The sequence below is a fragment of the Yoonia vestfoldensis DSM 16212 genome, from assembly GCF_000382265.1.
GTDB lineage: Bacteria > Pseudomonadota > Alphaproteobacteria > Rhodobacterales > Rhodobacteraceae > Yoonia > Yoonia vestfoldensis.
Window position 1 is genome coordinate 86,480 of sequence record NZ_KB907973.1, and the last position, 23,874, is coordinate 110,353.

The window sequence follows — 23,874 nt, forward strand, 5'->3', positions numbered from 1 at the left end:
CAACCGTCCGCTTTATTCCCCGCTGACCGAAAAAAACTGCGTTTCGTCGTTACAGGTTTCGGGCGACGACACCAGGCCATGCCCGTAGACGGGGTCATAGCCTGCCTCGCCCAGATCCTTGGCGCAGGCGAACAGGGTCGCCGTCACATCGCGCAGCTGTTTTTCGGGCATCCGCATCCTTTCGACCGCCAGTGCCGCCGTCACGAAAGGCGTGGCATATGACGTCCCCGACCGCAGCCGCCCGCCGGAAATCGATGCCGCAGTCCAGATGTCCACCCCCGGCGCCGCGAGCGCGACATAGGGGCCTTGGTTCGCCTGACGATAGATACGTTCACGCGCATCGACGGCCGTGACCGCGATCACCTCTTGCCAGGCGGCGGGATAGGCGGGCGCGCTGCCTGGCCCGCCGTTTCCGGCAGCGGCGACAAGTCCGATATCCAGTTCCGCCGCGCGTTCGACCACACGTTTGAGAACGGCGTTCTCGGGCCCGGAAAAGGACATGTTGATCACGTCGACGCCTTGCGAAATCAGCAGGTCTACCGCATTGGCGACGGAAAAGGCGTCAGCCTGTTCGCCCGACCCGCGCGCGTGAAACGCCTCGACCGCGATCAGTTCGGCGTCAGGCAGCAGACCCGGCACCCGCCCTGTGACGCTGCCCACAAGCATTGCGGCGATGGCGGTGCCGTGGACGCGGCCCGCTGCCTCGCGGTCGCCAAGGTCGACCTGATAGACTTTCAACCTGCGTCCCTGCAAGGCAGGGTGGGCGGTGTTCACGCCGGTGTCGATCATCCCGATCCGGGGCCGCATGGCGCTGGGCCAACCGGCCCAGCCGATCATCGCGTGGGCCGCGCAATCCTCGCCGGTGCAGGTGAAATCGTCGGGCGTATAGAAATGGTTTTCATCCGTCACCGCATCCGGAAAAAGCCGTTCCAATTCGGCTTGCGCATTTCTGACGGTCCGACCGGACGGCACGGCGAACCGGACCAGAATACCCGACAGCGCACCTGCATCGGTTTGCGACAGCGGCCTGAACCCCGCGGCCAGCGCAGGGCTGAGCGATTGGCCAAACGGCACGAAGACGAGGATTTCACCCGTCGGTGACGAGGGTCGCCGCTGCTGTATCGGCTGCTGCTGCACCGGCTGCGCGTCTGGGCGCGAGGGCATCGACGCGCGTGACGGTGCGGATGCCCGCGACGGTGTTGACCGACTTGAGCTGCTGGGCCCGCTGGCCGGGGAACCGCCGCCGCTGCCACCCGACGCGCGCGCGACGCTGAGCCCGGTCAAGGCGGGCGCGACATAGGCAAATCCCATGCCGAGGCCGATCCGGCCCAGCAGCTTGCGGCGGGACCTGTTGATGTCGGCTTCGTCCTCGGGGTCATTTTTGGGGGGCATGGCAAGTCTCCGGCATTGCTTGCAGATGTGCAGCTTGGACAATAACGTCCGAGGCTTCAATATTATTCCGGTTTTGAAAAGATTGCGGAATAAAAATCGGCCTGACCCGTTTCTATCGCGAAGTTTGCAGAAAGAGCCAAGAGTGCCCAGCGACCGACGCAACGAACTGATCCGGCTTTTGCCACGTCTGCGCCGCTTTGCATGCGGCCTGACAGGTGCCGCGGATCAGGCCGATGATCTGGTGCAGATAAGTATCGAAAAGGCGCTGCGCAATCTGGACAGTTTTGCCGTGGGCACACGGATGGATGCGTGGATGTTCCGCATCATCCGCAACACATGGATCGACATGATCCGCGCCCGTCGCAACACTGTCGCATATGACACCGAGGCTGCCGATACGATCATCGGCTCGGACGGCCGCACAACGACCGAAGCCCGCCTGCATCTGGCCGAGGTACGCCGCGCGATGCAGGGCCTGCCAGATGATCAGCGCATCGTGCTGATGCTCGTCTGTGTCGAGGGCATGCGCTACCGCGAGGTGGCAGAGATGCTCGACATTCCCGAAGGTACGGTGATGAGCCGGCTTTCGCGGGCCCGGCTTGCCCTGGCCGACAAACTCAAAGACACGCCCTTGCGCACAGAGAAAGGGATCGACCGATGACCCGACAGGATAAAGTGAGTGATGATATGCTGATGGCCCTTGCCGATGGCGAATTGAACGAAATCGAGGCCGATCGCCTGCGTCGGCTGATTGCCGCGGATCCTGCCCTCGCCGCGCGTTACCGCGCCTTTGCGACGACGCGCAGTCTCTTGCAGGATGCCTATCCTCTCGAACCTGTGCCCGAACGGTTGATGGCCGCCGTGATGGCTGACGGCGTCCCGAAGGTCGCGCCGCTCCGCAGGCAGATGGCACCGGCCGCTGGCTGGGGCATGGCCATGGCTGCCGCTCTTGTGCTTGCGGTGGGCGGGTTTTTCGTCGGGCGCGGCACCGGGCCGGATCAGGTGAACGTGGCAGCAGCGACCGCCGACTTGCTCACAGGGGCCGAAATCCGATTGGCGGATGGCAGCACGGCGCGTGTTCTGGGAAGTTATGACACGGACATCGGCCTGTGTCGCCTGATCGGGCAAGACGATCTGCGTCACGTTGTCTGTCGTGACTCCCGGGCTGGTGGTTGGGTCACCGCGTTGAGCGTGGATGCAGGCAGCGCGGATAATTTCATGCCCGCCTCTGATCTGAGCGTTGCGGTGATCGACCGGCTGCTGGATGATGTCGGTGCCGGTCCGGCGCTTGATCCAGTGGCGGAACGTGGCGCGCTGATGCGCTGATTCCCGGCCGGGCGCCGCTTGGTTATTGACCATCTGCCGCAATGCCTGCCTTATTTTGCGGCAGTGTCCGTCCGCAAGACGGATCATGCCGTTGCCAGCCGTTGTCCTGTGGCTGGCACCCGGTGATCGTAGGGGCGAGTAAGGTGGCTAGGGTTCCGGCATGGCGACATGCGCTTGGACCAAGAGCCGCACCTGAAGGGCAGACAGATCCTTCGGGCACACGGCGGGATAAAAGCCCGGGAGACCTCGAACAGCCAAGGGATTGGCGTCGATGTCGTGCGACCAATCCATTCACACTGACAGGGATTGCCATGACGTTATCATTCAAAAACAAAACGCTGCCTTTGCTGGCCATTATCGGCGCGAGCTTTCTTGCTGCACCCGTCGCCGCGCAGGAAAAGACCGAATTCAACGTCGCCTGGTCAATCTATGTCGGCTGGATGCCCTGGGGCTATGCCGAAGATACCGGCATCGTGGATCGCTGGGCAGATCAATACGGCATCACGATCAACGTGACCCAGTTCAACGATTACGTGGAATCGATCAACCAATACACCGCCGGTGCCTATGACGCCGTGACCGTCACGAATATGGACGCCCTGTCGATCCCTGCCGCTGGTGGTGTGGATACAACCGCTGTCATCGTCGGTGATTTTTCGGCAGGCAATGACGCCGTGTTTCTCAAGGGTGGCGAAAGCATCGCGGATATCGTGGGGCGGCCTGTCAATCTGGTCGAATTCTCGGTCTCGCACTACCTGCTGGCGCGCGCGCTTGATTCTGTGGGCCTGTCCGAACGTGACGTGAACGTGATCAACACGGCGGACCCCGACATGGTCGGTGCGTTCCAGACGGCGGACGTGACTGCAATGGTGACATGGAACCCGATGGTCGCCGAAATCGCGATGCTGCCCGACGCTGTGCAGGTCTTTGACAGTTCGATGATCCCCGGCGAGATCATCGACCTTATGGTCGCCAATACCGAGGTGCTGGACGCGAACCCCGATTTCGGCCGCGCGCTGGCGGGCATCTGGTATGAAACCGTCACCCTGATGACATCCGACACCCCCGAAGGCGCCGAGGCGCGCGCGGCGATGGGGGCGGCTTCCGGCACCGATCAGGCGGGCTTCGAGGCGCAGATGGCCGCGACCGAACTCTTCGCCGATCCCGCGGCTGCCGTGGCTTTCACCGCTTCGGCTGATCTGGCGGACACGATGAACCTTGTGCGGGCCTTCCTGTTCGACAAGGGTCTTCTGACGCCAACCGCGACGTCCGACAATGCGATCGGGATCGAACTCCCTGGCGGGACGGTGTTGGGCGATGCGGACAATATCAAGCTCCGGTTTACGACCGATTACATGCAGATGGCCGCCGACGGCGCGCTGTAAGCCGGTCTTCTGCCATGCGCCTGATCAATCAACGGCTTTCGCCGCCGGCCTTGTTGGCGCTGAAGCTGGCACCTTTCGTGCTGCTGATCGTCGCCTATCTGGCGGGGTCGGCGGCGCGGCTGACCGACAATCCGGCGGATAAACTCCTGCCGGCGTTGTCGAGCATGGCGACAGCGATTGATCTGATGGCCTTCACTCCTGACCGGCGCACGGGCGAATACCTGCTCTGGACCGATACGGCGGCCAGTCTGCAACGGCTGGGTGCGGGGCTGGGGATATCGACGGCGCTGGCGTTGGTGCTTGGCATCGCCATCGGCATCTTTCCGGCGATCCGTGCGCTTCTGGGGCCGTTCGTGGGCTTTGTCGCGATGGTCCCGCCATTGGCCTTGCTGCCCGTGCTGTTCATCATGCTGGGGCTGGGCGAGATTTCCAAGATCGCGCTGATCGTGATCGGCATCGCGCCCATCATGATCCGTGACATGGCGCAGCGCGTGCTGGATCTGCCGCGCGAACAGATCGTCAAGGCCGAAACTCTGTCCGCCAACAGCTGGCTGGTCGTCTGGCGCGTGGTGCTGCCGCAGGTCCTGCCGCGCCTGATCGTCAGCCTGCGGCTGCAACTGGGGGCCGCGTTCCTGTTCCTGATCGCGGCAGAGGCGATTTCATCTGACAGCGGCCTTGGCTATCGCATCTTCCTTGTCCGCCGCTATCTGTCGATGGACATCATCTTTCCCTATGTTGCATGGATCACCTTTCTGGCGGCGATGGCCGATTACGGGCTGGACCGTCTGCGCCGCTGGCTGTTTCCGTGGTCCGAGATGGAGGTCGGCAAATGACCGCCCTGACCATCACCAACCTGTGGAAGGAATACGGCGACCAGATCGTGCTGGAGAATATCAGCATCGACATCGCACCCCGGTCCTTTGTCGCGCTGGTCGGCGCGTCAGGCTGTGGCAAGACCACATTGCTGCGGCTGCTGCTGGGGCAGGAACAACCCACACGCGGCACGATCCTGCTCGACGACGCACCGCTGCCGACGGAACCCGGACCGGACAGGGGTGTCGTCTATCAACGCTATTCAGTGTTCCCGCATCTGACCGTGCTGGGCAATGTCATGCTGGGGCCGGAAATGGCGGGATCTCGTGTCTGGGGCCGACTGACGGGCGCGCGCAAAAGCGCCCTGCAAGACCGCGCCCGCGCGATGATCGCCGATGTCGGGCTGGCGGGAGCCGAAGGGAAATACCCCGCCCAATTGTCAGGCGGGATGCAGCAACGCCTAGCACTTGCGCAGGCGCTGATGATGCAGCCACGTGTGCTGTTGCTGGATGAACCTTTCGGCGCGCTCGACCCCGGCATCCGCGCCGATATCCACGCGCTGATGCAGCGGCTTTGGCACGCCCTGCCGATGACGGTGGTGATGGTCACGCATGATCTGCGCGAGGCTTTCACCCTTGGCACGCGGATCGTCGCCCTTGAACGCACCCGCATACGGCCCGAAGAGATCGCCCGCTACGGCGCGCAGATCGGCAAGGACATCGCCATCTGGCCGCCCCGTGTGGCGGGCGGTGGCACGATTTACGACAACCCGGCGCTGCGGGACGACCCCGCGCTGGACACACTGATCGCGGGACGACCCGACAGCATTGAAAGGCATTAGATGCATATCCATCGCACCCCCGACCAGATCGCCGCTGACCGCCAGCGATACCTTGATTTCCAGCGCGAGGGGATGGAGGCGAAAGCCCTGCCCCAACCCAGCCCGCGCCCCGCGCCTGTTGCCCCAGACGCCCGCCTGACGGAAGCCGTGCCGGGGGGCTGGTACACCGCGCTGCATCTGAAAGCGGGCGAGGTGCTGCGCCTTGTCCCCGGCGGGGCGTCGACCGTGTCGCTGGCTGCGTGGGCTTTGCCCGATACGACCGAACGGCTCTGCCTGCCTGATACGGTGAAACTGCAATGGACGACCGACCTGACCAAAGGGCGCGTCATCTTCTCGGACATGGGCCGCGTGATGCTGTCTTTGGTCGAGGATAGCAGCGGCGCGCATGACGTGCTGACAGGCGGGTCCAGCCCTGAAACCGTGGCGGATTACACCGGCGATGCGCAACGCAACACGCGCGACAACATGCTGCTGGCGGCGGCCAAGCTGGGGCTGGATAGGCGCGATATTCCCGCTGTGCTGAACCTGTTCGCCCCTGTCCGTGTCGATGCCGAAGGGCGCTTCACATGGCGCCCCGCGATGCTGGCGGCGGGCGACTGGGTCGATCTGCGTGCGGAAATGGACCTGTGCATCGCCCTGTCGAATTGCCGTCACCCGCTGGCCCCCGATGCCAGCGATGTGCCGCCCGATCTGTCAGTGATCTGCCTGCCAGCACAGCCCATCCCCGCCGACGACCTCTGCCGCACCGCCACCGCCGAGGCGCGGCGCGGTTTTGAAAACAACGCCCGCCTGCAGGGAGCGATCTGATGGAAACGGTCCACGACATTCCCGCCCGCGCCCCCTGGTCCGGCATCATCCGCAAAGGCCAGACCCTGCGGATCGAGGATACCTATGGCCAGCAGGCCATCGACACGCTGTTCTACAACGCGATTGACCATGCCGAACGCTATTCCAGCCAGGATACGTTGCGCGCCCAAGGGGCCGCTTATGTCACCACCGGCACGGCGATCATGTCAAACCTTGGGCGCGTAATGCTGCGGGTGACTGCGGACAGCGCGGGACGGCACGACACCTCTGCGGGGTGCTGTTCGTGCGAAAGCAACACGGTGCGGTTTGGCCACGACACGCGGTTCCAACATGCCTGCCGCGAGAATTTCATCCTTGAACTGGCTCGCCACGGCATGACCAAGCGCGATATCGTGCCGAACCTGAATTTCTTCATGAACGTCCCGATCAGCCCCAATGGCGCGATGACGGTGGATGACGGTATCTCTGCCCCCGGCGACCATCTGGAACTGGTGGCGGAGATGGATGTGCTTTGCGTGATTTCCAACTGCCCGCAGATCAACAACCCCTGCAACGGTTTCGATCCGACGCCCTGCCGCGTCATCATCAAGGATTGAGCCATGTTTGACAAAGTATTGGTCGCCAATCGGGGCGAGATTGCCGTGCGTGTCATTGCGACATTGCGGCGGATGGGGATTGCGAGCGTTGCGGTCTGGTCCGACGCGGACCGTTTCGCGCGCCATGTGCGTCTGGCGGATCAGGCGGTGCGGCTGGGCCCAGCACCTGCCGCACAAAGCTATCTGGATGTGGATGCAGTGATCGCCGCCTGCCGGCAAACCGGCGCGCAGGCCGTGCATCCGGGTTACGGGTTTTTGTCCGAAAACGTAGGCTTTGCCGAACGGTTGGCGGCGGAAGGGATCACCTTTATCGGCCCTGACCCTGCGCATCTGCGCGATTTCGGTGCCAAACACACCGCCCGCGATCTGGCGCGCAAGGCGGGTGTGCCGCTGTTGCCCGGCACCGATCTGTTGGCCGATGTCGATGCCGCCGTGCTGGCCGCAGGCGATATCGGCTATCCTGTCATGCTGAAAAGCACCGCTGGTGGTGGTGGGATCGGGATGCAGCTTTGCGCGGATGAACCTGCCTTGCGCGCTTCTTTCGCCGCCGTGCAGCGCACCGCGACCGCCAGTTTCGGCGATGCGCGGGTGTTTCTGGAACGCTTCGTGGCACAGGCCCGCCATGTCGAGGTGCAGGTCTTCGGCGACGGCAAAGGCCGCGTGCTGGCCTTGGGCGAACGCGATTGTTCGCTGCAACGCCGCAATCAAAAGGTGATCGAGGAAACGCCAGCCCCCGGTCTGTCCGACGCCGTGCGCCGCGCGCTGCACAAGGCGGCGGTCGATCTGTGTGCCTCTGTGTCCTACGCCTCTGCTGGGACGGTCGAATTCATCTATGACCCTGTGCGGCAGGATTTCTTTTTCTTGGAGGTGAACACCCGCCTGCAGGTCGAACATCCGGTGACAGAGGCCGTCTGCGGCATCGATCTGGTGGAATGGATGGTCCGGCAGGCAGCGGGTGATCTCGTACTGCCTGAAACCGCACCCGCACCGAAAGGCGCCGCGATCGAGGCCCGCCTTTACGCCGAAATCCCCCATGCCAATTTCCGCCCGGCGGCGGGGCGGCTGACCGAGGTCACATTCCCCGCCAATGCTCGCATCGACAGCTGGATCGAGACGGGCAGCGATGTGACGCCATTTTATGACCCGATGCTGGCCAAGATCATCGTGCATGGCGACACCCGCGATGCCGCGATCACCGCGCTGCAACAGGCGCTGGAGGCCACGCGGATCGGCGGGGTGGAAACCAACCTGCGCTATCTGCGCGCGATTGCGGGGTCGGACCTCCTCGCCTCCGCTCAGGTGACGACGACGGCGCTGAACAGCTTCGCCTTTGATCCGCAGGTGATCGAGGTGCTGGCCCCCGGTGCGCAATCGAGCCTTCAGGAACTGCCTGGCCGTCTGGGCCTGTGGCATGTGGGCGTGCCGCCCTCGGGTCCGATGGATGCGCGATCTTTCCGCAATGCCAACCGCGCGCTGGGCAACCATCCCGACACCGCCGCTTTGGAACTGACCGTCAACGGCCCGACCCTGCGCTTTGCCAGTGCCGCGCGTGTGGCCTTGGCCGGTGCGCAGATGGCGATGACGCTGGATGGTGTGCCTGTCGGTCCGGTCGTTGACGTGCCTGCGGGCAGCGTGCTGGCGATTGGCGCGATCACGGGCGCAGGCCAGCGTGCCTATCTGGCGGTTGCGGGCGGGTTTGCCGCACCGCAGGTTCTGGGGTCGCGCGCCTGTTTCGCGCTGGGGCAATTCGGCGGCCATGCCACTGGCACCCTGCGCACTGGCGATGTACTGGGGCTGGCCCATGCGCCGGTCGGTGATCCGCAACCGTTCGAGCCTGCCGATCTGACGCAGGACTGGGAGATCGCGGTGGTCTATGGCCCCCACGGTGCGCCCGATTTCTTTCAGGACGGGGATATCGCCACCCTGTTTGCCACCGCCTATGAGGTGCATTTCAATTCCGACCGGACCGGCGTGCGCCTCACCGGCCCTGCGCCGAAATGGGCGCGCGCCGACGGGGGCGAGGCGGGGTTGCACCCGTCCAATCTGCATGACAACGCCTATGCCGTGGGCGCGATTGATTTCACCGGCGACATGCCGATCATCCTTGGCCCCGACGGGCCGAGCCTTGGCGGTTTCGTCTGCCCTGCCGTGATCGCCAGCGACGATCTTTGGAAAATGGGCCAGTTGCGCCCCGGTGATCGGGTGCGGTTCGTGCCCGCCGCCCGCGCCGCTGATCCCGTCGCCGGGCCTGCCGTGATCGGTGCCGGATCGCCTGTCCTAGGTGGTGACCCTGACGGACCCGTGCCTGTGGTCTACCGCCGTCAGGGCGATGACAACCTGCTGGTCGAATATGGCGACATGACCTTGGACATCGAACTACGCCTGCGCGTGCATCTGCTGATGCAGGCGGTGCAGGACGCGGGCCTGCCGCTGATCGACGTCACCCCCGGTATTCGGTCGCTGCAAATCCATTACGACAGCACCAAGCTCAAGCGCACCAAACTGCTGGACGCCTTGGCCGAAATCGAACGCGCCCTGCCCGCCGCCGAGGATGTCACCGTGCCATCGCGCATCGTGCATCTGCCGCTGTCATGGAACGACCCCGACGCCGTGCTGGCCATGACCCGCTATCAGGACCTCGTGCGCCCCGACGCGCCGTGGTGTCCGTCGAATATCGACTTCATCCGCAGGATCAACGGTCTGCCTGATGTGGATGCCGTGCATCGAATCGTCCATGACGCCAGCTATCTCGTGTTGGGTCTGGGCGATGTCTATCTGGGCGCGCCGGTCGCGACCCCGATTGATCCGCGCCACCGGCTGGTGACGACCAAATACAACCCCGCCCGCACATGGACCCCCGAAAATGCAGTAGGGATCGGCGGGGCCTATATGTGCATCTACGGGATGGAAGGGCCGGGCGGTTATCAGCTTTTCGGGCGCACGATCCAGATCTGGAACACGTGGCGGCGCACGACGGCCTTTGCCGACCAGCCGTGGCTCTTGCGGTTCTTCGACCAGATCCGGTTCTTCCCCGTCTCGCACGAAGAGCTGACCGAGGCGCGCGCCGCCTTCCCCCACGGCGGGTATGACGTGAAGATCGAGGAAACGACCTTTCGCTGGGCCGACCACAAGGTGCAGCAAGCGGCCGAGGCAGGCAGCATCACCGCCTTCAAGACCCGCCAGCAAGCCGCGTTCGAGGCGGAACGCGCCCGCTGGAAGGCGCAAGGGCTGGACAGTTTTGTCAGCGATGCAGGTGTGGCGGAACCTGCGAACGCTGCCATCGCGGCGGGTCATGTGGGTGTCGAAAGCAGCATCCCTGGCAATCTGTGGAAATATACCGCCGCCATCGGCGACCATGTGGCGGCAGGTGATACGGTGGCCATCGTGGAATCGATGAAAATGGAAATCCGCGTGCTGGCCCCGGCGGCGGGCATCTTGCGGGAATGTATCGTCGCACCGGGCAAGACCCTGCGCGCAGGCCAAGTGATTGCAATATTGGAGACTGACTGATGTTCCCCGAAATCCTGACGATAGAGGCTGTCCGCACCGCCTATGCCAACGGCGCCACCCCGCTTGATCTGGCAGAGGAGATCATCCGGCGCCGCCATGCCGCCAGCGACCCCGCGATCTTCATTCTGCCCGTGGCCGATGACGCTCTGCGCGCCGCCGCCCGCGATCTGATGGCGGGGCCGCGCGATCTGCCGCTCTGGGGTATTCCTTACGTGGCCAAGGACAATATCGACGTGGTGGGCCTGCCGACGACAGCGGGCTGTCCGGCCTATGCCTATGATCCCAAGGCCGATGCCACCGTGATCGCGCGGCTGCGCGCGGCGGGGGCATTGCTGGTGGGCAAGACCAACCTCGACCAATTCGCCACAGGCTTGAATGGCACACGCTCGCCCCACGGCGCGCCACGGTCGGTGTTCAATGCGGATTATGTCTCTGGCGGGTCGTCGTCGGGGTCGGCGGTGGCGGTGGCCTCTGGCCTTGCGACCTTCGGGCTGGGCACCGATACCGCCGGATCAGGCCGTGTGCCTGCGGCGTTCAACAACCTTGTCGGGATCAAGCCGACACCGGGACTGGTGCCCAACACCGGCGTCGTGCCCGCCTGCCGCAGTGTCGATGTGGTCACGGTCTTTGCCGGCTGTGTGGCCGACGGCATCGCCGTGCGCGCGGTGATGGAGGGCGTCGATCCCGGCGACGGGTTCACGCGCGCGGCACAGCCTGTCGGCATCCGGCCCAAGCCGCGCATCGGCGTGCTGGCGGGGTCTGAGCGTGAATTCTACGGCAATGCCGGATTCGAGGCGCTCTACGACGCCGCCATCGCACGGGCCGAGGCGCTGGGCGCCACCATCGTCCCCTTCGATTACGCACCTTTCCGCGAAGCGGCAGCATTGCTTTACGACGGCCCTTGGGTCGCAGAACGTCTGGCAGCGGTGGAAGACTTCTACGCCACCAATGCGGCCGATTTTGACCCGACCGTGGGCGGGATCATCGGTGCGGCGGGGCGCTATAGCGCGGTCGATGCTTTCAACGGACGCTATCGGCTGGAAGAACTGCGCGCGCAGGTCGCCCCTGTCTGGGACAGCGTCGATCTGCTGCTCTTGCCGACCTCGCCGACGATCTACACCGTGGCCGACATGCTGGCCGACCCGGTGACGAAGAACAGCCATTTCGGGCGCTACACCAATTTCGCGAACCTTCTGGGCTATGCCGCCATCGCCGTGCCTGCGGGGATCACGGCGCATGGTTTGCCCGGTGGCGTCACCTTGATCGGCCCCGCCTTCAGCGATGATGGCTTGGCACCTTTCGCCGCCGCCTTGCACCATTCCGCCGCCTGCGGCATGGGCCGCGACACGGCCGCAGCGATCCCGCCGCTCGACACAGCCGCCATCCCCAAAGGCATGATCCCCATCGCCGTCGTCGGTGCGCATCTGACGGGGATGCCGCTCAATCACCAACTGACCGACGCGGGCGGGCGCTTGCTGCGTGAGACAATGACAGAAGCGGCGTACAGGCTCTACGCGCTGGACGGCACCGTGCCACCGAAACCGGGGCTGGTCCGCGCCGCAGACGGGGCTGCGATCAAGGTGGAAATCTGGGCGCTGCCCGAGGCCGCCTTTGGCCGCTTTGTCACCGCGATCCCCGCCCCCTTGGGCATCGGCAAGCTGACGCTGGCGGATGGCAATGCGGTATCAGGCTTCCTGTGCGAAGCTTACGCTCTGACCACAGCCAAGGACATCACCCACTTCGGCGGCTGGCGCGCCTATATCGCCAGCCTCTGACATCGTTCGAGCCCAAATATCCCCGCCGGAGGCCTAAAAGTTTCAGCGCCCCAGATGGGCATTATGCGACAGCCGCAGATCATACCCCTGCGGTAACAACGCCACCCACCAGTCGCGGTAAAACGGACCAAAAGCCGCGATATGGGACAGGCGGTTCGGCGTGTCGGTGAACCAGAACACCGCCTCGCCCCGCCCTGTGGTCGCGATGTCGGGGAACAGATAGGCGCAGCCCAGATAGACCCCCGCACCGTCGCGGATGATCCATGCAAACGATCGCCGCGCCGTGAATTCGCGGTGGTGCCAATGCAGGTCGGTCAGGTCATAGTCATGGGTCAGCTCGTCCGGCCAACCGGGTGCAAAGAACCCGCGCAGCACGGCGGCCGACGCCATGACGGCCGCGAAATCCTCGTCCACATCGGCCCCTGTCAGCATGGTCAGCAGATAGGGGCCAAGCGGCAGCGCCTTGGGCACATCCAGCCCTGCAAAATCGGGATGCGGGGTCATTCGGCGACCAGCACCCGTGCCTCGCGCTTGAAGGGGTTTTCCTCGGGGACTTCGTAATCGGTGCTGAATTCACCCTTGGCGCGCGCATCGGCCATATAGCGGAAGGCATTGACCGTCATCCGCATCAGATGTTCGCCCGCCTTGATGGGCGGATATTTCGCAACCGTTTCCGGCGTGCGGAACTGCGCCAGCGGTTCGACGATGCTGTGATAATCCAGCCCAAAGAACAAAGGCATCGAATAGCGTTCGCGCCCGATGTTGTTGACGCGGTGCTGGGTGGATTTGAACTGGCCGCCCGACCATGTCTCGAAGATATCACCGATGTTGACGACAAAACAGCCGGGCAGTGGGGGTGCCTCGATCCAGTCGTCGTCGGCGGTCATCACCTGCAGACCGGGGCCGCCCTGCATCAGGATCGTGAAACACTCGAAATCCGAATGCGACGCGATGCCGACCACATCCTTGTTGGCGGGCATGTCGTTGGGGACATAGCGCAGCAGGCGCAGCTGCGACGTAGGGCAGGTGATGTGCTGCAACAACTCTGCCGGATCGACGCCCAGTTCCAAGGCAAGCGCATCCAGCAGGCGCAAACCCAGCGCGAAGACCTCGTCGTAATAGGTGCTGACCGTCTCTTTCCAGCCGGGCAGGTCGGGCCAGATGTTCGGCCCCGTCATCCGCCAGCCTGCGAGGTAATCAGGATGGTCGGCGGGGGCCTCGAACGACATGTCCCAGGCTTCGTTGAAATTGATCTGCTTGGGAAAGCTCGCGCCGTTTTCCTCCAGCGGGACATAGCCGCGATGGTGGGTGGTGAAGCCCGACCAGTATTTCATCTTTTCGCGGCGCGGCAGGTCGTGGAACTGTTTGGATGCGGCAAAGGCCGCGTCGATTAGCGTCTGATCGATCCCGTGATTGCGGATGTAAAAGAACCCCGATGTGCGCGAGGCATCCCCCAGCGCGCGGGCGACGGCGGCCTTTTGCGCGGGTTCACCCGAGGTCAGACCGCCAAGGTCGATGACGGGCAGGTTGGCTTCGGCGATGGTCAAGGCGTGCTGGTCGGCATCGGACATGGAAACGACTCCCTTTGAAAGCGGCTGTCCCCACCGTTCTGCATCCCGCGCGCACCGGGCAAGAGCGCTGCGCCCTCGCGGCCCAGCCTTGGGCGTCATGCCTGTTTTTTGTTCACCTTTGGTCAAGACTGCCTGCATTTCGCGCGAATGCAGGTGCGGCATGGCTTTGCTGCTGTGCGGCATTGACGGATCAACACGGCTTTGGCCTGCTGAATGTCATGGGCGATCTGTTGCGCCCGCCGCCTTTACATCAGTCACAATTACCAAGGGAAAGCCAATGTCTCGTCATCTCATGAACCGTCGCAGTCTGCTGAAATCCGGTGCCAGTGCGGGCGGCCTTGCGCTGGCCAGCAGCGTGATCGGCACGCCGCTGATTGCGCAGACGCGCAGTCTCAAGGTCGCATCCTATGGCGGCTATTTCGAAAACAGCTTCAAGGAACATGTGTTTCCAGCCTTCACCGCCGCGACGGGGATCGAGGTTGAAAGCGTCACGCAGCCCAATTCGACCGACTGGCTGGTCACGATGCAGCAGGCGACCGCCGCAGGCACGGTGCCGACGGACCTGTCTCTTTATGCGCGCGACACGATGATCAAGGCCAGCCGTCTGGGTGGGTTGATCTCGCCTCTCGACATGGCGGCGATCCCGGATGCGTCCAATCTGGACGGTTATTTCATTTTCGAGGATGGCACAGGCCCGATCGGTGTCGGTGCGTTGTCGTGGTTTAGCGCCATGGTCATCAACCCCAACGAGGTCAGCGCGCCCGCAAGCTGGGCCGATTTCTGGGACAGCTCGGTCTATGAATCCAGCCTTGGGCTGTCCAAGAACTACAATTCCCAGCTTCTCGACATCATCGCCGCGACCTTCTTTGAAGGCGAAGCCACCTTCGCGACCGAGGACGGCATCGTCGCGCTGATCGAAAAGGCGGCAGAGCTGAAGCCCAATGTGGCGCTGTGGTGGACCGCCGAAAGCCAGATGGAACAGTCGATGAAGAACGGCGATGTTATTGGCGGGCAGTATTATCACGACGTGGCGCAACTGATGGCCGCTGACGGGTTCCCGATCCAGTCGATTTTCCCGAAAGAGGGCAATCCGCAGGATTACGGATCCTGGTGTCTGTCCTCGCTGTCCGACAAGGGCGCGGAAGCGGCGGAATTCATCAACTTCACCTCGCAGCCGTCCACGCAGGCGCTGATGTCGCGGATGATCGGCACTGCCCCGCTGGTGGACGCGTCCGTCACCGATCTGACACCGGAGGAATTCGCCTCGGTCTCCGGCAGTCCCGTGATCCGTCCGGCCTATGAGGCCTATCTAGATAAGGAAACCTTCATCAAGGAATCGTGGGACCGCATGCTTGCGGGGGCGTGACAAAGGTGGCAGGCCTCAGCCTCAAATACATCCGCAAGGCATATGGCGATGTCAGGGCGGTCGATAACGTCAGCCTTGATTTCGCGGACGGCGCGTTGACGGCCCTGTTAGGGCCGTCGGGGTGCGGTAAGACCACGCTCTTGCGGATGATCGCGGGGCTGGAGGACCCATCGGCGGGGTCCATTTCACTGGGCGGGCAGGACATCACGCGCCTGCCAGCGCACAAACGCAAATTCGGGATGGTGTTCCAGTCCTTCGCGCTGTTCCCGCATCTGAACGTCAGCGACAATGTCAGCTATGCGCTGACCATCGCGGGCACACCGCGCGGGCAGGCGGCGGCGCGCGCGCGCGAATTGCTGGACCTTGTGCAATTGTCGGCCTTTGCCGACCGCCGGATCGGGGAATTGTCGGGCGGCCAGCGCCAGCGCGTCGCCATCGCGCGGGCCTTGGCGCAGGAACCCGATGTGTTCTTGCTGGACGAACCGATGTCCGCGCTCGATGCCAAACTGCGCGAGGATATGCAGGTCGAACTGCGCCAGTTGCAGCAGCGTTTGGGCATCACCACAATCGTCGTCACCCATGACCAGCACGAGGCGATGACCATGGCCGACCAGATCGTTGTCATGTCGGAGGGCCGCATCGAACAGGTGGGCACGCCACAGGCGATCTATCACCAGCCCGAAAACGCCTTTGTCGCGGATTTCATCGGCAAGGCGAATTTCTTTGATGGCGTGACCGAAGGTGGCAATGTCCGGCTGGGGGCGCATCTGCTGCAGATCACGCCGCGCGCCAATTTCATCGACGGATCACCCGTGCGGATCGCGATCCGCCCCGAAAAGGCCGGTCTGGTAGGCGAGGCGAACCGTCTTCCCGCAAAGGTGACATTCGTGCGCGATGTGGGGCCGGTGCGCGACATCTATCTGGACACGCCCATCGGGCCGATGATCGTGACCGACAGCGACAGCGGCCAGCCTTTGCGTATCGGTGATGCCGTCGCCGTCGCTCTGCCTGCAGAGGCGATCCACGTCTTCCCGCGCGTCGCGGATCAGGTCGCCGCATGACCGCCGTCGACAGCACCAAGGCGGAGATGACCGCTCCGGTGCCGCAGATGCGCAGGCCGTGGGGGACGTGGGCGCTGGGCGCGCTGATCCTGTTTCTTGCGGTCACGCCGTTCATACTGGTGATCGTCATTTCCTTTGGTCAAAAGATCGAAGGCGCTGGCTGGGAATGGGATTTCACCTTGGCCAATTACCAGCGGTTCTTCGTCGGCGCGCTTTGGCCAGACGAGGTGACGTTCCTGCATCTGCAGCGGCTGTATTATGCGCTTTACTATGCCGTCATCGCGTCGGTGCTGGCGGTCGCCACGGCGTTTCCGTTCACCTATCTTCTGACCCGCCAGTCCCGACGCGCGCAAAGCTGCTGGCTCGTGTTCATCCTCGCCAGCCTGTCCTTGTCCGAAGTGTTCATCGTCATGGGCTGGGATGTACTGCTCTCAAACCGCTCCGGCCTGCCGATGCTGTTCGAGGTGTCGGGTGCCACCGACTGGCTGAAACGCACGGGCTGGTTCGACGTTTTGCGCGAATGGGGCCTTGCCAATCCGCGCAATGTGAAATTCAAGACATCCGAATTCGCGACCATCCTGACCATGTCCTATCTGGTCTGGCCCTATGCGGTGATCCTGCTTTATCCGGCCCTGTCGCGCCTTGACCCCAGCCTGACCGAGGCCGCGCGCACCATGGGCGCAAGCCCGACAAAAGTGATGACATCGGTGATCCTGCCCACGGTGAAACTGCCGCTGATCGGGTCCACGCTGCTGCTCTTCGTCTTTCTGCTGGGCAGCTATGTCACCGTCGTCGTTTTCGCCGAACCCGCCAAGCAGACAACCGCCGTCGCTGTCTATGAAAGCGTGCGGGGCGCGACGCTGGACGCACCCTTCGGGGCGGCGCAGGCGGTGGTCCTGCTGGTCACGGCGGCGCTGTTTCTGGTGCTGGCCCAGTACCTGACCAAACGATCGGAGGCCCGCTGATGCGCCGCTTATTCGGTCATATCTTCATGGCGCTGTCGGGGCTGGTGCTGGCGTTGCCGATCATCGTGGTGGCGGGGGCGTCGCTGAACGGCGGGCGCACCATGCTGTTCCCGCCCGAGGATCCCAATTTCGCGCGCTTTGTGGAATTCTTCATCACCGAAACGATCTGGGTCCGCGCCTTGCAGAATTCGCTGATCGTGGCCTTCGGGTCGGCGACGCTAGCGGTGTTGCTCGCATGGCCGCTGGCCTATCTGCTCTGGGCCAAGGGCAGCAAGGCATCAAAGGTGCTGGCAGGGCTTGGGTCGCTGCCTTTCGCGCTGCCGCCAATCGTCTTTGGCGTGGGGCTGGGATTTTTGTGGGCCTTCATCGGCAGTCTGGGGGCGATCTGGGTCGGCATCGTCAGCCATGCGACGCTGTTTCTGGCGCTGCCCTTGGTGACCATCTCGATCGGGCTGCAATCCATTGATCGCGCGCATCTGGACGCCGCTGCCACCATGGGCGCGACCGAGGCGGTGACATTCCGCACGGTGATCCTGCCGCAGACCTTGCCCTATTCGATCTCGGGGTTCTTTTTTGCGCTGGTCCTCAGCTTCAACGAATTCATCGTGATGTTCTTCGTCTCGGCCTCGGCCTATGCGACCGTGACGCTGCAAATCTTCAATTCCTTGCGCAATGGCTACACCCCCACGATGGCGGTGGCGGCCGTGCTGTTCATCACCGTCTCTATCGCCGTCTTTTCCGCCGTCGCCCGTTGGGGCGATCTGCCGCGCCTGATGGGCGCGGATCAATCCCGCAATTAAAGGAGGTTTCACAATGCCACGCCAACCCATGCTTGTCGGCCAACCTGTGCTGATCGTCGTCGATATCCAGAAATCCGCTTTCATGGATCACAAGGCGGGCATCCCCGTCATGCCCGGTTACCGCGCCAATATCGCACGCGCGCGCCGCGTCGTGGATGCCGCCCATGACGCGGGGATTCCGGTCGTGTTCATTCAGGAAATCCATCGCCGCGACATGGTGGATTATGGCCGCGAACTGGACGGGACCGAGGATGTGCATTGCATGGACGGCGAACCCGGCACCCCCGTCGCGTTCGAGGAAATGGGCCGCCAGCCCGGAGATTATTTTGTCCACAAACGCCGCTATTCGGCTTTCTACGGGACCGAGCTGGAAATTCTGCTCAAAGGGCTGAAGGCACAGACGCTGATCCTGATCGGCGGGCTTACGGATGTCTGCGTGCATTATACTTTCGCGGACGGGCATCAGGGCGATTACTATTGCCGCGTCGTGGGCGATTGCGTCGGCGGGTCATCGACGGATGCGCATGACGCGTCGCTGAAGGCGATGGAATACCTCCAGACGGGCGCTGTCGTGACCGCCGACCAGATCACCGCCGAACTGGGCCGTTTGCAGGTGGCCGCTGCGTGATAAAGACCGCCGATCTGCGAGGCCACTGGCGGCGCGACTGGATCAAGGCACCGGATTTTGAGGATACGACAACCCGCGTGCATTGGTTGCAGGCGGGGATGCTCTTTGCCGATCTGCGCGTGCCTGCCGATTTGCCTGCCCTGCAGGGGGGTTGCCTTGCCGATCTGGACGCCGCAGCGCTGCAATCCTTGTTGCGGATCGAGGGTTTCGCTGGCGAGATCACTGTCGCGCAGGGCCAATGCACGTGGCACCGCACGATCAACTGGCAAGGCGCTTTGGCCCGCCCCGATGTGGGGGCGATGTGGTTCGACGGCGATGTGCTGATCGAAGACGGCGTCCATGCCGACTATCGCGAGGCGTGGCTCAAGCAACCCACCGCCCCGCTGCGCGGGCATCGCATCGCCTGGGGCGACATGACCGGCGTGCTGGTGGAAAGCGACGATCGTTTCCTGCTGGGCATCGGACTCGCGCCAATGGACCGGCCCGTACGGGATACATTCACCAGCTTTTATGCGCTGGGCACATGGGACGGCGCGCGTGGCATCGCCGAACTTGCCACCGACCCGTTCGCCATGGGCAAACCCGTTCTGGACCGCGCGAACGACAGCTTCGTCTGGCACGCGCCCCTATTCACCGGCGGTATTGAATCCCGTCCTCTTATGAAAGTCCACTGACATGCCGCTTCCCGTCGCCGAAAACTGGTTCAAAGCCAAAGTGGTCGGCCCCGATGTGACCCTGATCCTTGAGCCGCATGTCCATGTGCTGGAACAGGCCAACATGTTTCTGGTCCAAGGCCGTGACCGCGACATGATCCTCGATACCGGCATGGGGATCGTGCCGTTGCGCCCGTTCCTTGACACGCTCCGTGATGATCCGGGGAAGGACATCATCTGCGTGTCCTCCCACACCCATATCGACCATATCGGCGGGGTGCATGAATTCGACACCCGTCTGGTGCATCCAACCGAGGCAGAGGAAATGGCGGCTCCTTCCGGCCTCAAATCGCTTTACCGCGACGACATGCCCGCGCGCCTGATCCAGACTTTCCTTGATGCAGGCTATCCGCCTCTGGACGAGGTGCTGATCGACGCCCTGCCCTATGCGGGCTATGACCCGCGGTCCTACGTCCTGCGCGGCGCGCCTGCGACGGACTTGCTCGACGCGGGCGACACCGTCGATCTGGGCAACCATCTGTATGAGATCATCCATCTGCCGGGCCATTCGCCGGGCGGCATCGGATTATATGAACGCGCAACGGGCGTCCTGTTCGCAGGCGACGCGATCTACGACGGCCCGCTGATCTATGACGGGCCGGGCATGTCGGTGCCGGATTATCTGGACACTTTCGCCAAACTGCACGCGCTGGACATCACGCTGGTCCACGGCGGCCACGACCCGAGTTTCGGGCCAGAGCGGTTGGGCGATATCATGGCAAAGTATGAGGCGATCTGGCGGGGTTGACCGCGATCCCTTGACAGACCGTCCCCACCCTTTACGTTCCGCATCACGACAGGGGCGTCCGCATTGCGGGCTGAGAAGCACCCTTTGAACCTGAACCAGATCATGCTGGCGTAGGGAGTCCGTGAACAGCCAAGCCCTGTCTGGGGTTGGTGCGTTCCCTGACCCCCATGCCACGGGGGACCACGATGAACGACACAGGGCACTACCTTGACCAGATGCGCGGCAACGCGCCCTTGGTCCATAACATCACCAATTACGTCGCCATGAACATCATGGCCAATGTGCTGCTGGCCGCAGGTGCCGCCCCCGCGATGGTCCATGCGCGCGAGGAGGTGGGCGAATTCGCCGCCATCGCACAGGCGCTGACCGTCAATATCGGCACGCTCGACCCTGCTTGGGCCGAGGCGATGGAAACGGCCGCTCAGGTCATGCAAAACGCAGCGAGGCCCTGGGTGCTGGACCCTGTGGGTGTGGGTGCAACCCGCTACCGGCAGGACGTCTGCGCGCGGCTTTTGGCGCTGCGGCCCACGGTGATCCGCGGCAACGCCTCCGAAGTGCTGGCGCTCGCGGGCCTGTCCACTGGCGGGCGCGGGCCGGAGACGACCGACACGGTCGAGACCGCCGAGGCCGCAGCGCGTGAACTGGCGCAGCGGACGGGCGGGGTGGTCGCGGTGTCGGGGCCCGTCGATTACGTCACCGATGGCACCCGTGCCTATCGCGTCGCCAATGGCGATCCGCTGATGACGCGGGTCACAGCGCTTGGCTGTTCGCTGAACGGGGTGATCGGGGCCTTCGCCGTCGGCCAGCCGGCGCTGGAAACAACCGTCGCGGCGATGGCCTATTACGGGCTGGCTGGGCAGCAGGCGGCAGCGACGACAAAAGGGCCGGGGGCCTTTGGTGCGGCGTTTCTGGACCGTCTTTATGCGATCACACCCCATGACCTGACCGTCGGCGCAAAGGTCACATCCGCATGATGGGGCCGATCTATGTTGTCACCGATGCCGAGGCCCCGTTATCGGTGATCGACCAGATCAAGGCGGCGGCGCAGGGTGGCGCCGCCTTGATCCAGATCCGCGACAAGACAGCCAGCGACGCTGATCTTGCCGGGCTGATCGCCGCCGTCTTGCCTTTGGTGACAGCACAAGGCGCACGGCTGATTATCAACGACCGTGTCGATCTGGCGATCCGCACTGGCGTGCATGGCCTGCACATCGGGCAGGGCGACGGTGATCCGGCGCTGATCCGTGCGCGCATTGGCGCGGATATGCTGCTTGGCCTCTCGGTCGAGGCGGAAGAGCACCTCGCCCACGTCCCCGCTGGCGTCGATTACCTTGGTGTGGGGCCGGTCCGCGCCACCGCCAGCAAAGCCGACCACGCCCCGCCTATCGGGTTTGACGGGTTGGCGCGGATTATCACGGGCACATCGCTGCCCTGCTACGCCATCGGCGGGCTGAAACCGGGCGACGCCCCAGCGGTCAAAGCGGCGGGGGCCGTCGGTATGGCCGTCGTCAGCGCCGTGACCCGCGCCACTGACCCCCAATCCGCGACGCGCGCGCTGGTCGATGCATGGAGGCTGGCATGATCCCCAATATCCTGTCCATCGCAGGGTCGGATCCTTCGGGCGGTGCCGGTATTCAGGCTGATATCAAGGCGATTTCGGCCAATCGCGGCTATGCCATGGCCGCGATCACCGCGCTGACGGCGCAGAACACCCAGGGGGTGACAGCCGTGCAGATGATCGGCCCCGAGATGGTGGCGGCGCAAATCGCCGCACTCCGTGCCGATATTCGCATCCATGCCGTCAAGATCGGGATGCTGGGCGATGCCGCCATCATCCGCGCGGTGTCGGATGGCTTGCAGGGGCTGGACGCGCCCATCGTGCTCGACCCTGTGATGGTTGCCAAAAGCGGCGACAGGCTGTTGCAGGCGGATGCCGTCGCCGCCTTGCGCGTGATGCTGCCGCTGGCTGCTGTCATCACCCCCAACCTGCCCGAAGCCGCCGACCTGCTGGACCAACCCGAGGCCACAACCCGCGATGGGATGCAGGCGCAGGCATTGGCGCTGCTGGCGCTGGGGCCGTGTGCGGTGCTGCTGAAAGGCGGGCATCTGGCGGGGGATGATTGCCCCGATCTGCTGGCGGATGCAGGTGGCATGACGTGGCTGGCAGGCACGCGCCATGCCACCCGCAACACGCATGGCACGGGCTGCACCCTGTCGTCGGCGCTGGCCACCTTGCTCGGGCAGGGGCTGCCGCTGCCGCAGGCGGCGGCGCAGGCGAAAGCTTTTGTCGCCCGCGCCATCGCAGGCGCGGATGCGCTGCGCGTGGGGCAGGGGCACGGCCCGACCCACCATTTCCACGATTTTTTCAAAGGATAACCAATGACCCGCACTATCTCTGACCTGACTGTCCTGATTACCGGCGCAGGGCGCGGCCTTGGGGCTGCCATCGCACGCAGCTTTGCACAGGAAGGTGCGCAGGTCGCGATCAACTACCGCCACAGTCGTGATGCGGCCGTGGCGCTGGCGGCAGAGCTTGGCCCGCGCGCGGCGGCGTTTCAGGCCGATGTGACCGATCCCACTCAGGTCAGCGCGATGATCGCCGCGATCACCGACCGCTTCGGCGCGCCGGACGTGCTGGTCCATAACGCGCTGGCCGATTTCAGTTTCAACGGCGATGCGCGCAAGACGCTGGACCAGATGCGCTGGGCCGATATCGCGCAGCAGGCGGAAACGGCTGTGGGCGGCGCGCTGCATTGCCTACACGCCGTGCAGCCGCATTTCGCGGCGCAAGGGTTCGGGCGGGTCATCCTGATCGGCACCAACTTGATGCAGAACCCGGTCGTGCCCTATCACGACTACACCGCTGCCAAAGGCGCGCTGCTGGCGCTGACCCGCACGGCGGCCAAAGAACTTGGTCCGCTGGGGGTGACGGTCAACATGGTCTCGGGCGGTCTGCTGCGCACCACCGATGCGAGCGCCGCGACACCCGAAGCGGTCTTCGACATCATCGCAGGCCAGACGCCGCTGGGGCAGGTCACGACACCCGCCGCCATGGCCGATGCCGTGCTGTTTTTCGCCAGCCCATGGGCACGGGCGGTGACAGGGCAGAACCTGATCGTGGATGGCGGGCTGGTGTTCGGCTAGGCGCGATTGCCGCGGATGATCCATTCCGCCATCGCGTCAAAGACTGGCGCGGCCCCTTCGGCAAAGGGTGTCAGCCCATAGGTCACATGCGGCGGCACCTCTGCCCGCACGTCGCGCCAGATCAGCCCGTCCTCCCCCAGACTGCGCAGGGTCGCGGTCAGCACCTTTTGCGTCACGGGCGCCAGGCTGCGCTGCAAGGCGTTGAACCGCACAGGCCCTTTGCGCAGGCGGTAGAGCACCAGCATCCGCCATTTGCCGGTCAGCAGGTCCATCGCGGTTTCCACCGGACAGGTTTCGCCAAGGGCAGGATCGGGCTGGTCGGCGAAGGTTCTGACATGGCCGTCCATGGGTGGTATCCTTTTGGTACGTACTTGCGAAAAAGACTGTAACCCGCCCATATCCGCCACGTCGAGAGCAAAACGGAGAGAATTGA

Annotated in this window: 24 protein-coding genes and 2 riboswitches; of the genes, 20 read left to right on the forward strand and 4 right to left on the reverse strand. The window is 64.0% G+C overall.

The genetic code is table 11. The features are described from left to right. Positions 1–12: 12 nt before the first annotated feature. Complete coding sequence (locus tag H147_RS19150; protein ID WP_019953371.1) at positions 13–1,392, reverse strand: S8 family serine peptidase; 1,380 nt, start codon at positions 1,390–1,392, stop codon at positions 13–15. A gap of 142 nt (positions 1,393–1,534) precedes the next feature. Here H147_RS19150 and H147_RS0100540 point away from each other — a divergent pair, with 142 nt between their 5' ends. The 9 genes from H147_RS0100540 (at position 1,535) to atzF (ending at position 12,445) form a co-directional block, all read left to right on the forward strand. Further along, a complete protein-coding gene (locus H147_RS0100540) occupies positions 1,535–2,053 on the forward strand; it encodes an RNA polymerase sigma factor (protein ID WP_019953372.1) in 519 nt (172 codons plus the stop codon). Beyond that, a complete protein-coding gene (locus tag H147_RS20205; protein ID WP_162561610.1) occupies positions 2,050–2,718 on the forward strand; it encodes an anti-sigma factor family protein in 669 nt (222 codons plus the stop codon). The genes H147_RS0100540 and H147_RS20205 overlap by 4 nt, the downstream gene beginning before the upstream one ends. Before the next feature lie 136 nt (positions 2,719–2,854). Next, positions 2,855–2,963, forward strand: a riboswitch (guanidine-I (ykkC/yxkD leader). Positions 2,964–3,029: 66 nt separating this feature from the next. Next, a complete protein-coding gene (locus H147_RS0100555) occupies positions 3,030–4,103 on the forward strand; it encodes a putative urea ABC transporter substrate-binding protein (RefSeq protein WP_019953375.1) in 1,074 nt (357 codons plus the stop codon). A gap of 14 nt (positions 4,104–4,117) precedes the next feature. Continuing rightward, a complete protein-coding gene (locus tag H147_RS0100560; protein ID WP_019953376.1) occupies positions 4,118–4,936 on the forward strand; it encodes an ABC transporter permease in 819 nt (272 codons plus the stop codon). Next, on the forward strand, positions 4,933–5,757 hold the full coding sequence (locus H147_RS19160) for an ABC transporter ATP-binding protein (protein WP_019953377.1): 825 nt from the start codon (positions 4,933–4,935) through the stop codon (positions 5,755–5,757). The genes H147_RS0100560 and H147_RS19160 overlap by 4 nt, the downstream gene beginning before the upstream one ends. Beyond that, positions 5,758–6,564, forward strand: a complete 807-nt coding sequence (locus tag H147_RS0100570; protein ID WP_019953378.1) for an urea amidolyase associated protein UAAP1 — start codon at positions 5,758–5,760, stop codon at positions 6,562–6,564. Beyond that, positions 6,564–7,160, forward strand: a complete 597-nt coding sequence (locus tag H147_RS0100575) for an urea amidolyase associated protein UAAP2 (protein ID WP_019953379.1) — start codon at positions 6,564–6,566, stop codon at positions 7,158–7,160. Before H147_RS0100570 ends, H147_RS0100575 begins: the two co-directional genes overlap by 1 nt. Before the next feature lie 3 nt (positions 7,161–7,163). Continuing rightward, positions 7,164–10,670, forward strand: coding sequence for a 5-oxoprolinase/urea amidolyase family protein (locus H147_RS0100580; protein WP_019953380.1), 3,507 nt, complete (start codon positions 7,164–7,166; stop codon positions 10,668–10,670). Beyond that, positions 10,670–12,445: an allophanate hydrolase gene (gene atzF / locus H147_RS0100585; RefSeq protein WP_019953381.1), complete on the forward strand. Its 1,776-nt coding sequence runs from the start codon at positions 10,670–10,672 to the stop codon at positions 12,443–12,445. The genes H147_RS0100580 and atzF overlap by 1 nt, the downstream gene beginning before the upstream one ends. Before the next feature lie 42 nt (positions 12,446–12,487). Here atzF and H147_RS20210 read toward each other — a convergent pair whose 3' ends face one another. Next, entirely contained in the window at positions 12,488–12,949 is a 462-nt protein-coding gene (locus H147_RS20210) for a hypothetical protein (RefSeq protein WP_019953382.1), read from the reverse strand. Further along, positions 12,946–14,016, reverse strand: coding sequence for an isopenicillin N synthase family dioxygenase (locus tag H147_RS0100595; RefSeq protein WP_162561611.1), 1,071 nt, complete (start codon positions 14,014–14,016; stop codon positions 12,946–12,948). The genes H147_RS20210 and H147_RS0100595 overlap by 4 nt, the downstream gene beginning before the upstream one ends. 277 nt (positions 14,017–14,293) lie before the next feature. Between H147_RS0100595 and H147_RS0100600 the strand changes: the two genes are divergently transcribed. The 11 genes from H147_RS0100600 to H147_RS0100650 all read left to right on the forward strand — a co-directional run bounded on the left by H147_RS0100600 (position 14,294) and on the right by H147_RS0100650 (position 23,441). Then, complete coding sequence (locus tag H147_RS0100600; RefSeq protein WP_026352131.1) at positions 14,294–15,382, forward strand: ABC transporter substrate-binding protein; 1,089 nt, start codon at positions 14,294–14,296, stop codon at positions 15,380–15,382. A gap of 5 nt (positions 15,383–15,387) precedes the next feature. Further along, a complete protein-coding gene (locus tag H147_RS19170) occupies positions 15,388–16,443 on the forward strand; it encodes an ABC transporter ATP-binding protein (protein WP_043699218.1) in 1,056 nt (351 codons plus the stop codon). Then, positions 16,440–17,408, forward strand: a complete 969-nt coding sequence (locus tag H147_RS0100610) for an ABC transporter permease (RefSeq protein WP_019953386.1) — start codon at positions 16,440–16,442, stop codon at positions 17,406–17,408. The genes H147_RS19170 and H147_RS0100610 overlap by 4 nt, the downstream gene beginning before the upstream one ends. Next, positions 17,408–18,208, forward strand: a complete 801-nt coding sequence (locus tag H147_RS0100615) for an ABC transporter permease (protein ID WP_019953387.1) — start codon at positions 17,408–17,410, stop codon at positions 18,206–18,208. The genes H147_RS0100610 and H147_RS0100615 overlap by 1 nt, the downstream gene beginning before the upstream one ends. Positions 18,209–18,221: 13 nt before the next feature. Then, entirely contained in the window at positions 18,222–18,836 is a 615-nt protein-coding gene (locus H147_RS0100620) for a cysteine hydrolase family protein (protein WP_026352132.1), read from the forward strand. After that, complete coding sequence (locus tag H147_RS19175; protein ID WP_019953389.1) at positions 18,833–19,510, forward strand: hypothetical protein; 678 nt, start codon at positions 18,833–18,835, stop codon at positions 19,508–19,510. The genes H147_RS0100620 and H147_RS19175 overlap by 4 nt, the downstream gene beginning before the upstream one ends. Position 19,511: 1 nt before the next feature. Beyond that, positions 19,512–20,297 carry an MBL fold metallo-hydrolase gene (locus H147_RS0100630; RefSeq protein WP_019953390.1) on the forward strand — a complete coding sequence of 262 codons (786 nt, stop codon included), beginning with the start codon at positions 19,512–19,514 and terminating at the stop codon, positions 20,295–20,297. A 40-nt stretch (positions 20,298–20,337) separates the two neighbouring features. Next, a riboswitch (TPP riboswitch) is annotated at positions 20,338–20,431 on the forward strand. Positions 20,432–20,482: 51 nt separating this feature from the next. Continuing rightward, a complete protein-coding gene (gene thiM / locus H147_RS0100635; protein WP_019953391.1) occupies positions 20,483–21,271 on the forward strand; it encodes a hydroxyethylthiazole kinase in 789 nt (262 codons plus the stop codon). Next, on the forward strand, positions 21,268–21,879 hold the full coding sequence (gene thiE, locus H147_RS0100640) for a thiamine phosphate synthase (protein ID WP_019953392.1): 612 nt from the start codon (positions 21,268–21,270) through the stop codon (positions 21,877–21,879). The genes thiM and thiE overlap by 4 nt, the downstream gene beginning before the upstream one ends. Next, complete coding sequence (gene thiD, locus H147_RS0100645; RefSeq protein ID WP_026352133.1) at positions 21,876–22,673, forward strand: bifunctional hydroxymethylpyrimidine kinase/phosphomethylpyrimidine kinase; 798 nt, start codon at positions 21,876–21,878, stop codon at positions 22,671–22,673. The genes thiE and thiD overlap by 4 nt, the downstream gene beginning before the upstream one ends. Before the next feature lie 3 nt (positions 22,674–22,676). Beyond that, positions 22,677–23,441 carry a 3-oxoacyl-ACP reductase gene (locus H147_RS0100650; RefSeq protein ID WP_019953394.1) on the forward strand — a complete coding sequence of 255 codons (765 nt, stop codon included), beginning with the start codon at positions 22,677–22,679 and terminating at the stop codon, positions 23,439–23,441. Here the strand turns inward: H147_RS0100650 and H147_RS0100655 are convergent. Further along, on the reverse strand, positions 23,438–23,788 hold the full coding sequence (locus H147_RS0100655; RefSeq protein WP_019953395.1) for a winged helix-turn-helix transcriptional regulator: 351 nt from the start codon (positions 23,786–23,788) through the stop codon (positions 23,438–23,440). The genes H147_RS0100650 and H147_RS0100655 overlap by 4 nt on opposite strands. Positions 23,789–23,874: the final 86 nt, after the last annotated feature.

Bases quoted from the DNA above. Each gene is read 5' to 3' on its own strand.
- H147_RS19150 (WP_019953371.1), bottom strand. From the start codon at position 1,392: ATGCCCCCCAAAAATGACCCCGAGGACGAAGCCGACATCAACAGGTCC.
- H147_RS20205 (WP_162561610.1), top strand. From the start codon at position 2,050: ATGACCCGACAGGATAAAGTGAGTGATGATATGCTGATGGCCCTTGCC.
- H147_RS0100555 (WP_019953375.1), top strand. From the start codon at position 3,030: ATGACGTTATCATTCAAAAACAAAACGCTGCCTTTGCTGGCCATTATC.
- H147_RS0100560 (WP_019953376.1), top strand. From the start codon at position 4,118: ATGCGCCTGATCAATCAACGGCTTTCGCCGCCGGCCTTGTTGGCGCTG.
- H147_RS19160 (WP_019953377.1), top strand. From the start codon at position 4,933: ATGACCGCCCTGACCATCACCAACCTGTGGAAGGAATACGGCGACCAG.
- H147_RS0100570 (WP_019953378.1), top strand. From the start codon at position 5,758: ATGCATATCCATCGCACCCCCGACCAGATCGCCGCTGACCGCCAGCGA.
- H147_RS0100575 (WP_019953379.1), top strand. From the start codon at position 6,564: ATGGAAACGGTCCACGACATTCCCGCCCGCGCCCCCTGGTCCGGCATC.
- H147_RS0100580 (WP_019953380.1), top strand. From the start codon at position 7,164: ATGTTTGACAAAGTATTGGTCGCCAATCGGGGCGAGATTGCCGTGCGT.
- atzF (WP_019953381.1), top strand. From the start codon at position 10,670: ATGTTCCCCGAAATCCTGACGATAGAGGCTGTCCGCACCGCCTATGCC.
- H147_RS20210 (WP_019953382.1), bottom strand. From the start codon at position 12,949: ATGACCCCGCATCCCGATTTTGCAGGGCTGGATGTGCCCAAGGCGCTG.
- H147_RS0100595 (WP_162561611.1), bottom strand. From the start codon at position 14,016: ATGTCCGATGCCGACCAGCACGCCTTGACCATCGCCGAAGCCAACCTG.
- H147_RS0100600 (WP_026352131.1), top strand. From the start codon at position 14,294: ATGTCTCGTCATCTCATGAACCGTCGCAGTCTGCTGAAATCCGGTGCC.
- H147_RS0100610 (WP_019953386.1), top strand. From the start codon at position 16,440: ATGACCGCCGTCGACAGCACCAAGGCGGAGATGACCGCTCCGGTGCCG.
- H147_RS0100615 (WP_019953387.1), top strand. From the start codon at position 17,408: ATGCGCCGCTTATTCGGTCATATCTTCATGGCGCTGTCGGGGCTGGTG.
- H147_RS0100620 (WP_026352132.1), top strand. From the start codon at position 18,222: ATGCCACGCCAACCCATGCTTGTCGGCCAACCTGTGCTGATCGTCGTC.
- H147_RS0100630 (WP_019953390.1), top strand. From the start codon at position 19,512: ATGCCGCTTCCCGTCGCCGAAAACTGGTTCAAAGCCAAAGTGGTCGGC.
- thiM (WP_019953391.1), top strand. From the start codon at position 20,483: ATGAACGACACAGGGCACTACCTTGACCAGATGCGCGGCAACGCGCCC.
- thiE (WP_019953392.1), top strand. From the start codon at position 21,268: ATGATGGGGCCGATCTATGTTGTCACCGATGCCGAGGCCCCGTTATCG.
- thiD (WP_026352133.1), top strand. From the start codon at position 21,876: ATGATCCCCAATATCCTGTCCATCGCAGGGTCGGATCCTTCGGGCGGT.
- H147_RS0100650 (WP_019953394.1), top strand. From the start codon at position 22,677: ATGACCCGCACTATCTCTGACCTGACTGTCCTGATTACCGGCGCAGGG.
- H147_RS0100655 (WP_019953395.1), bottom strand. From the start codon at position 23,788: ATGGACGGCCATGTCAGAACCTTCGCCGACCAGCCCGATCCTGCCCTT.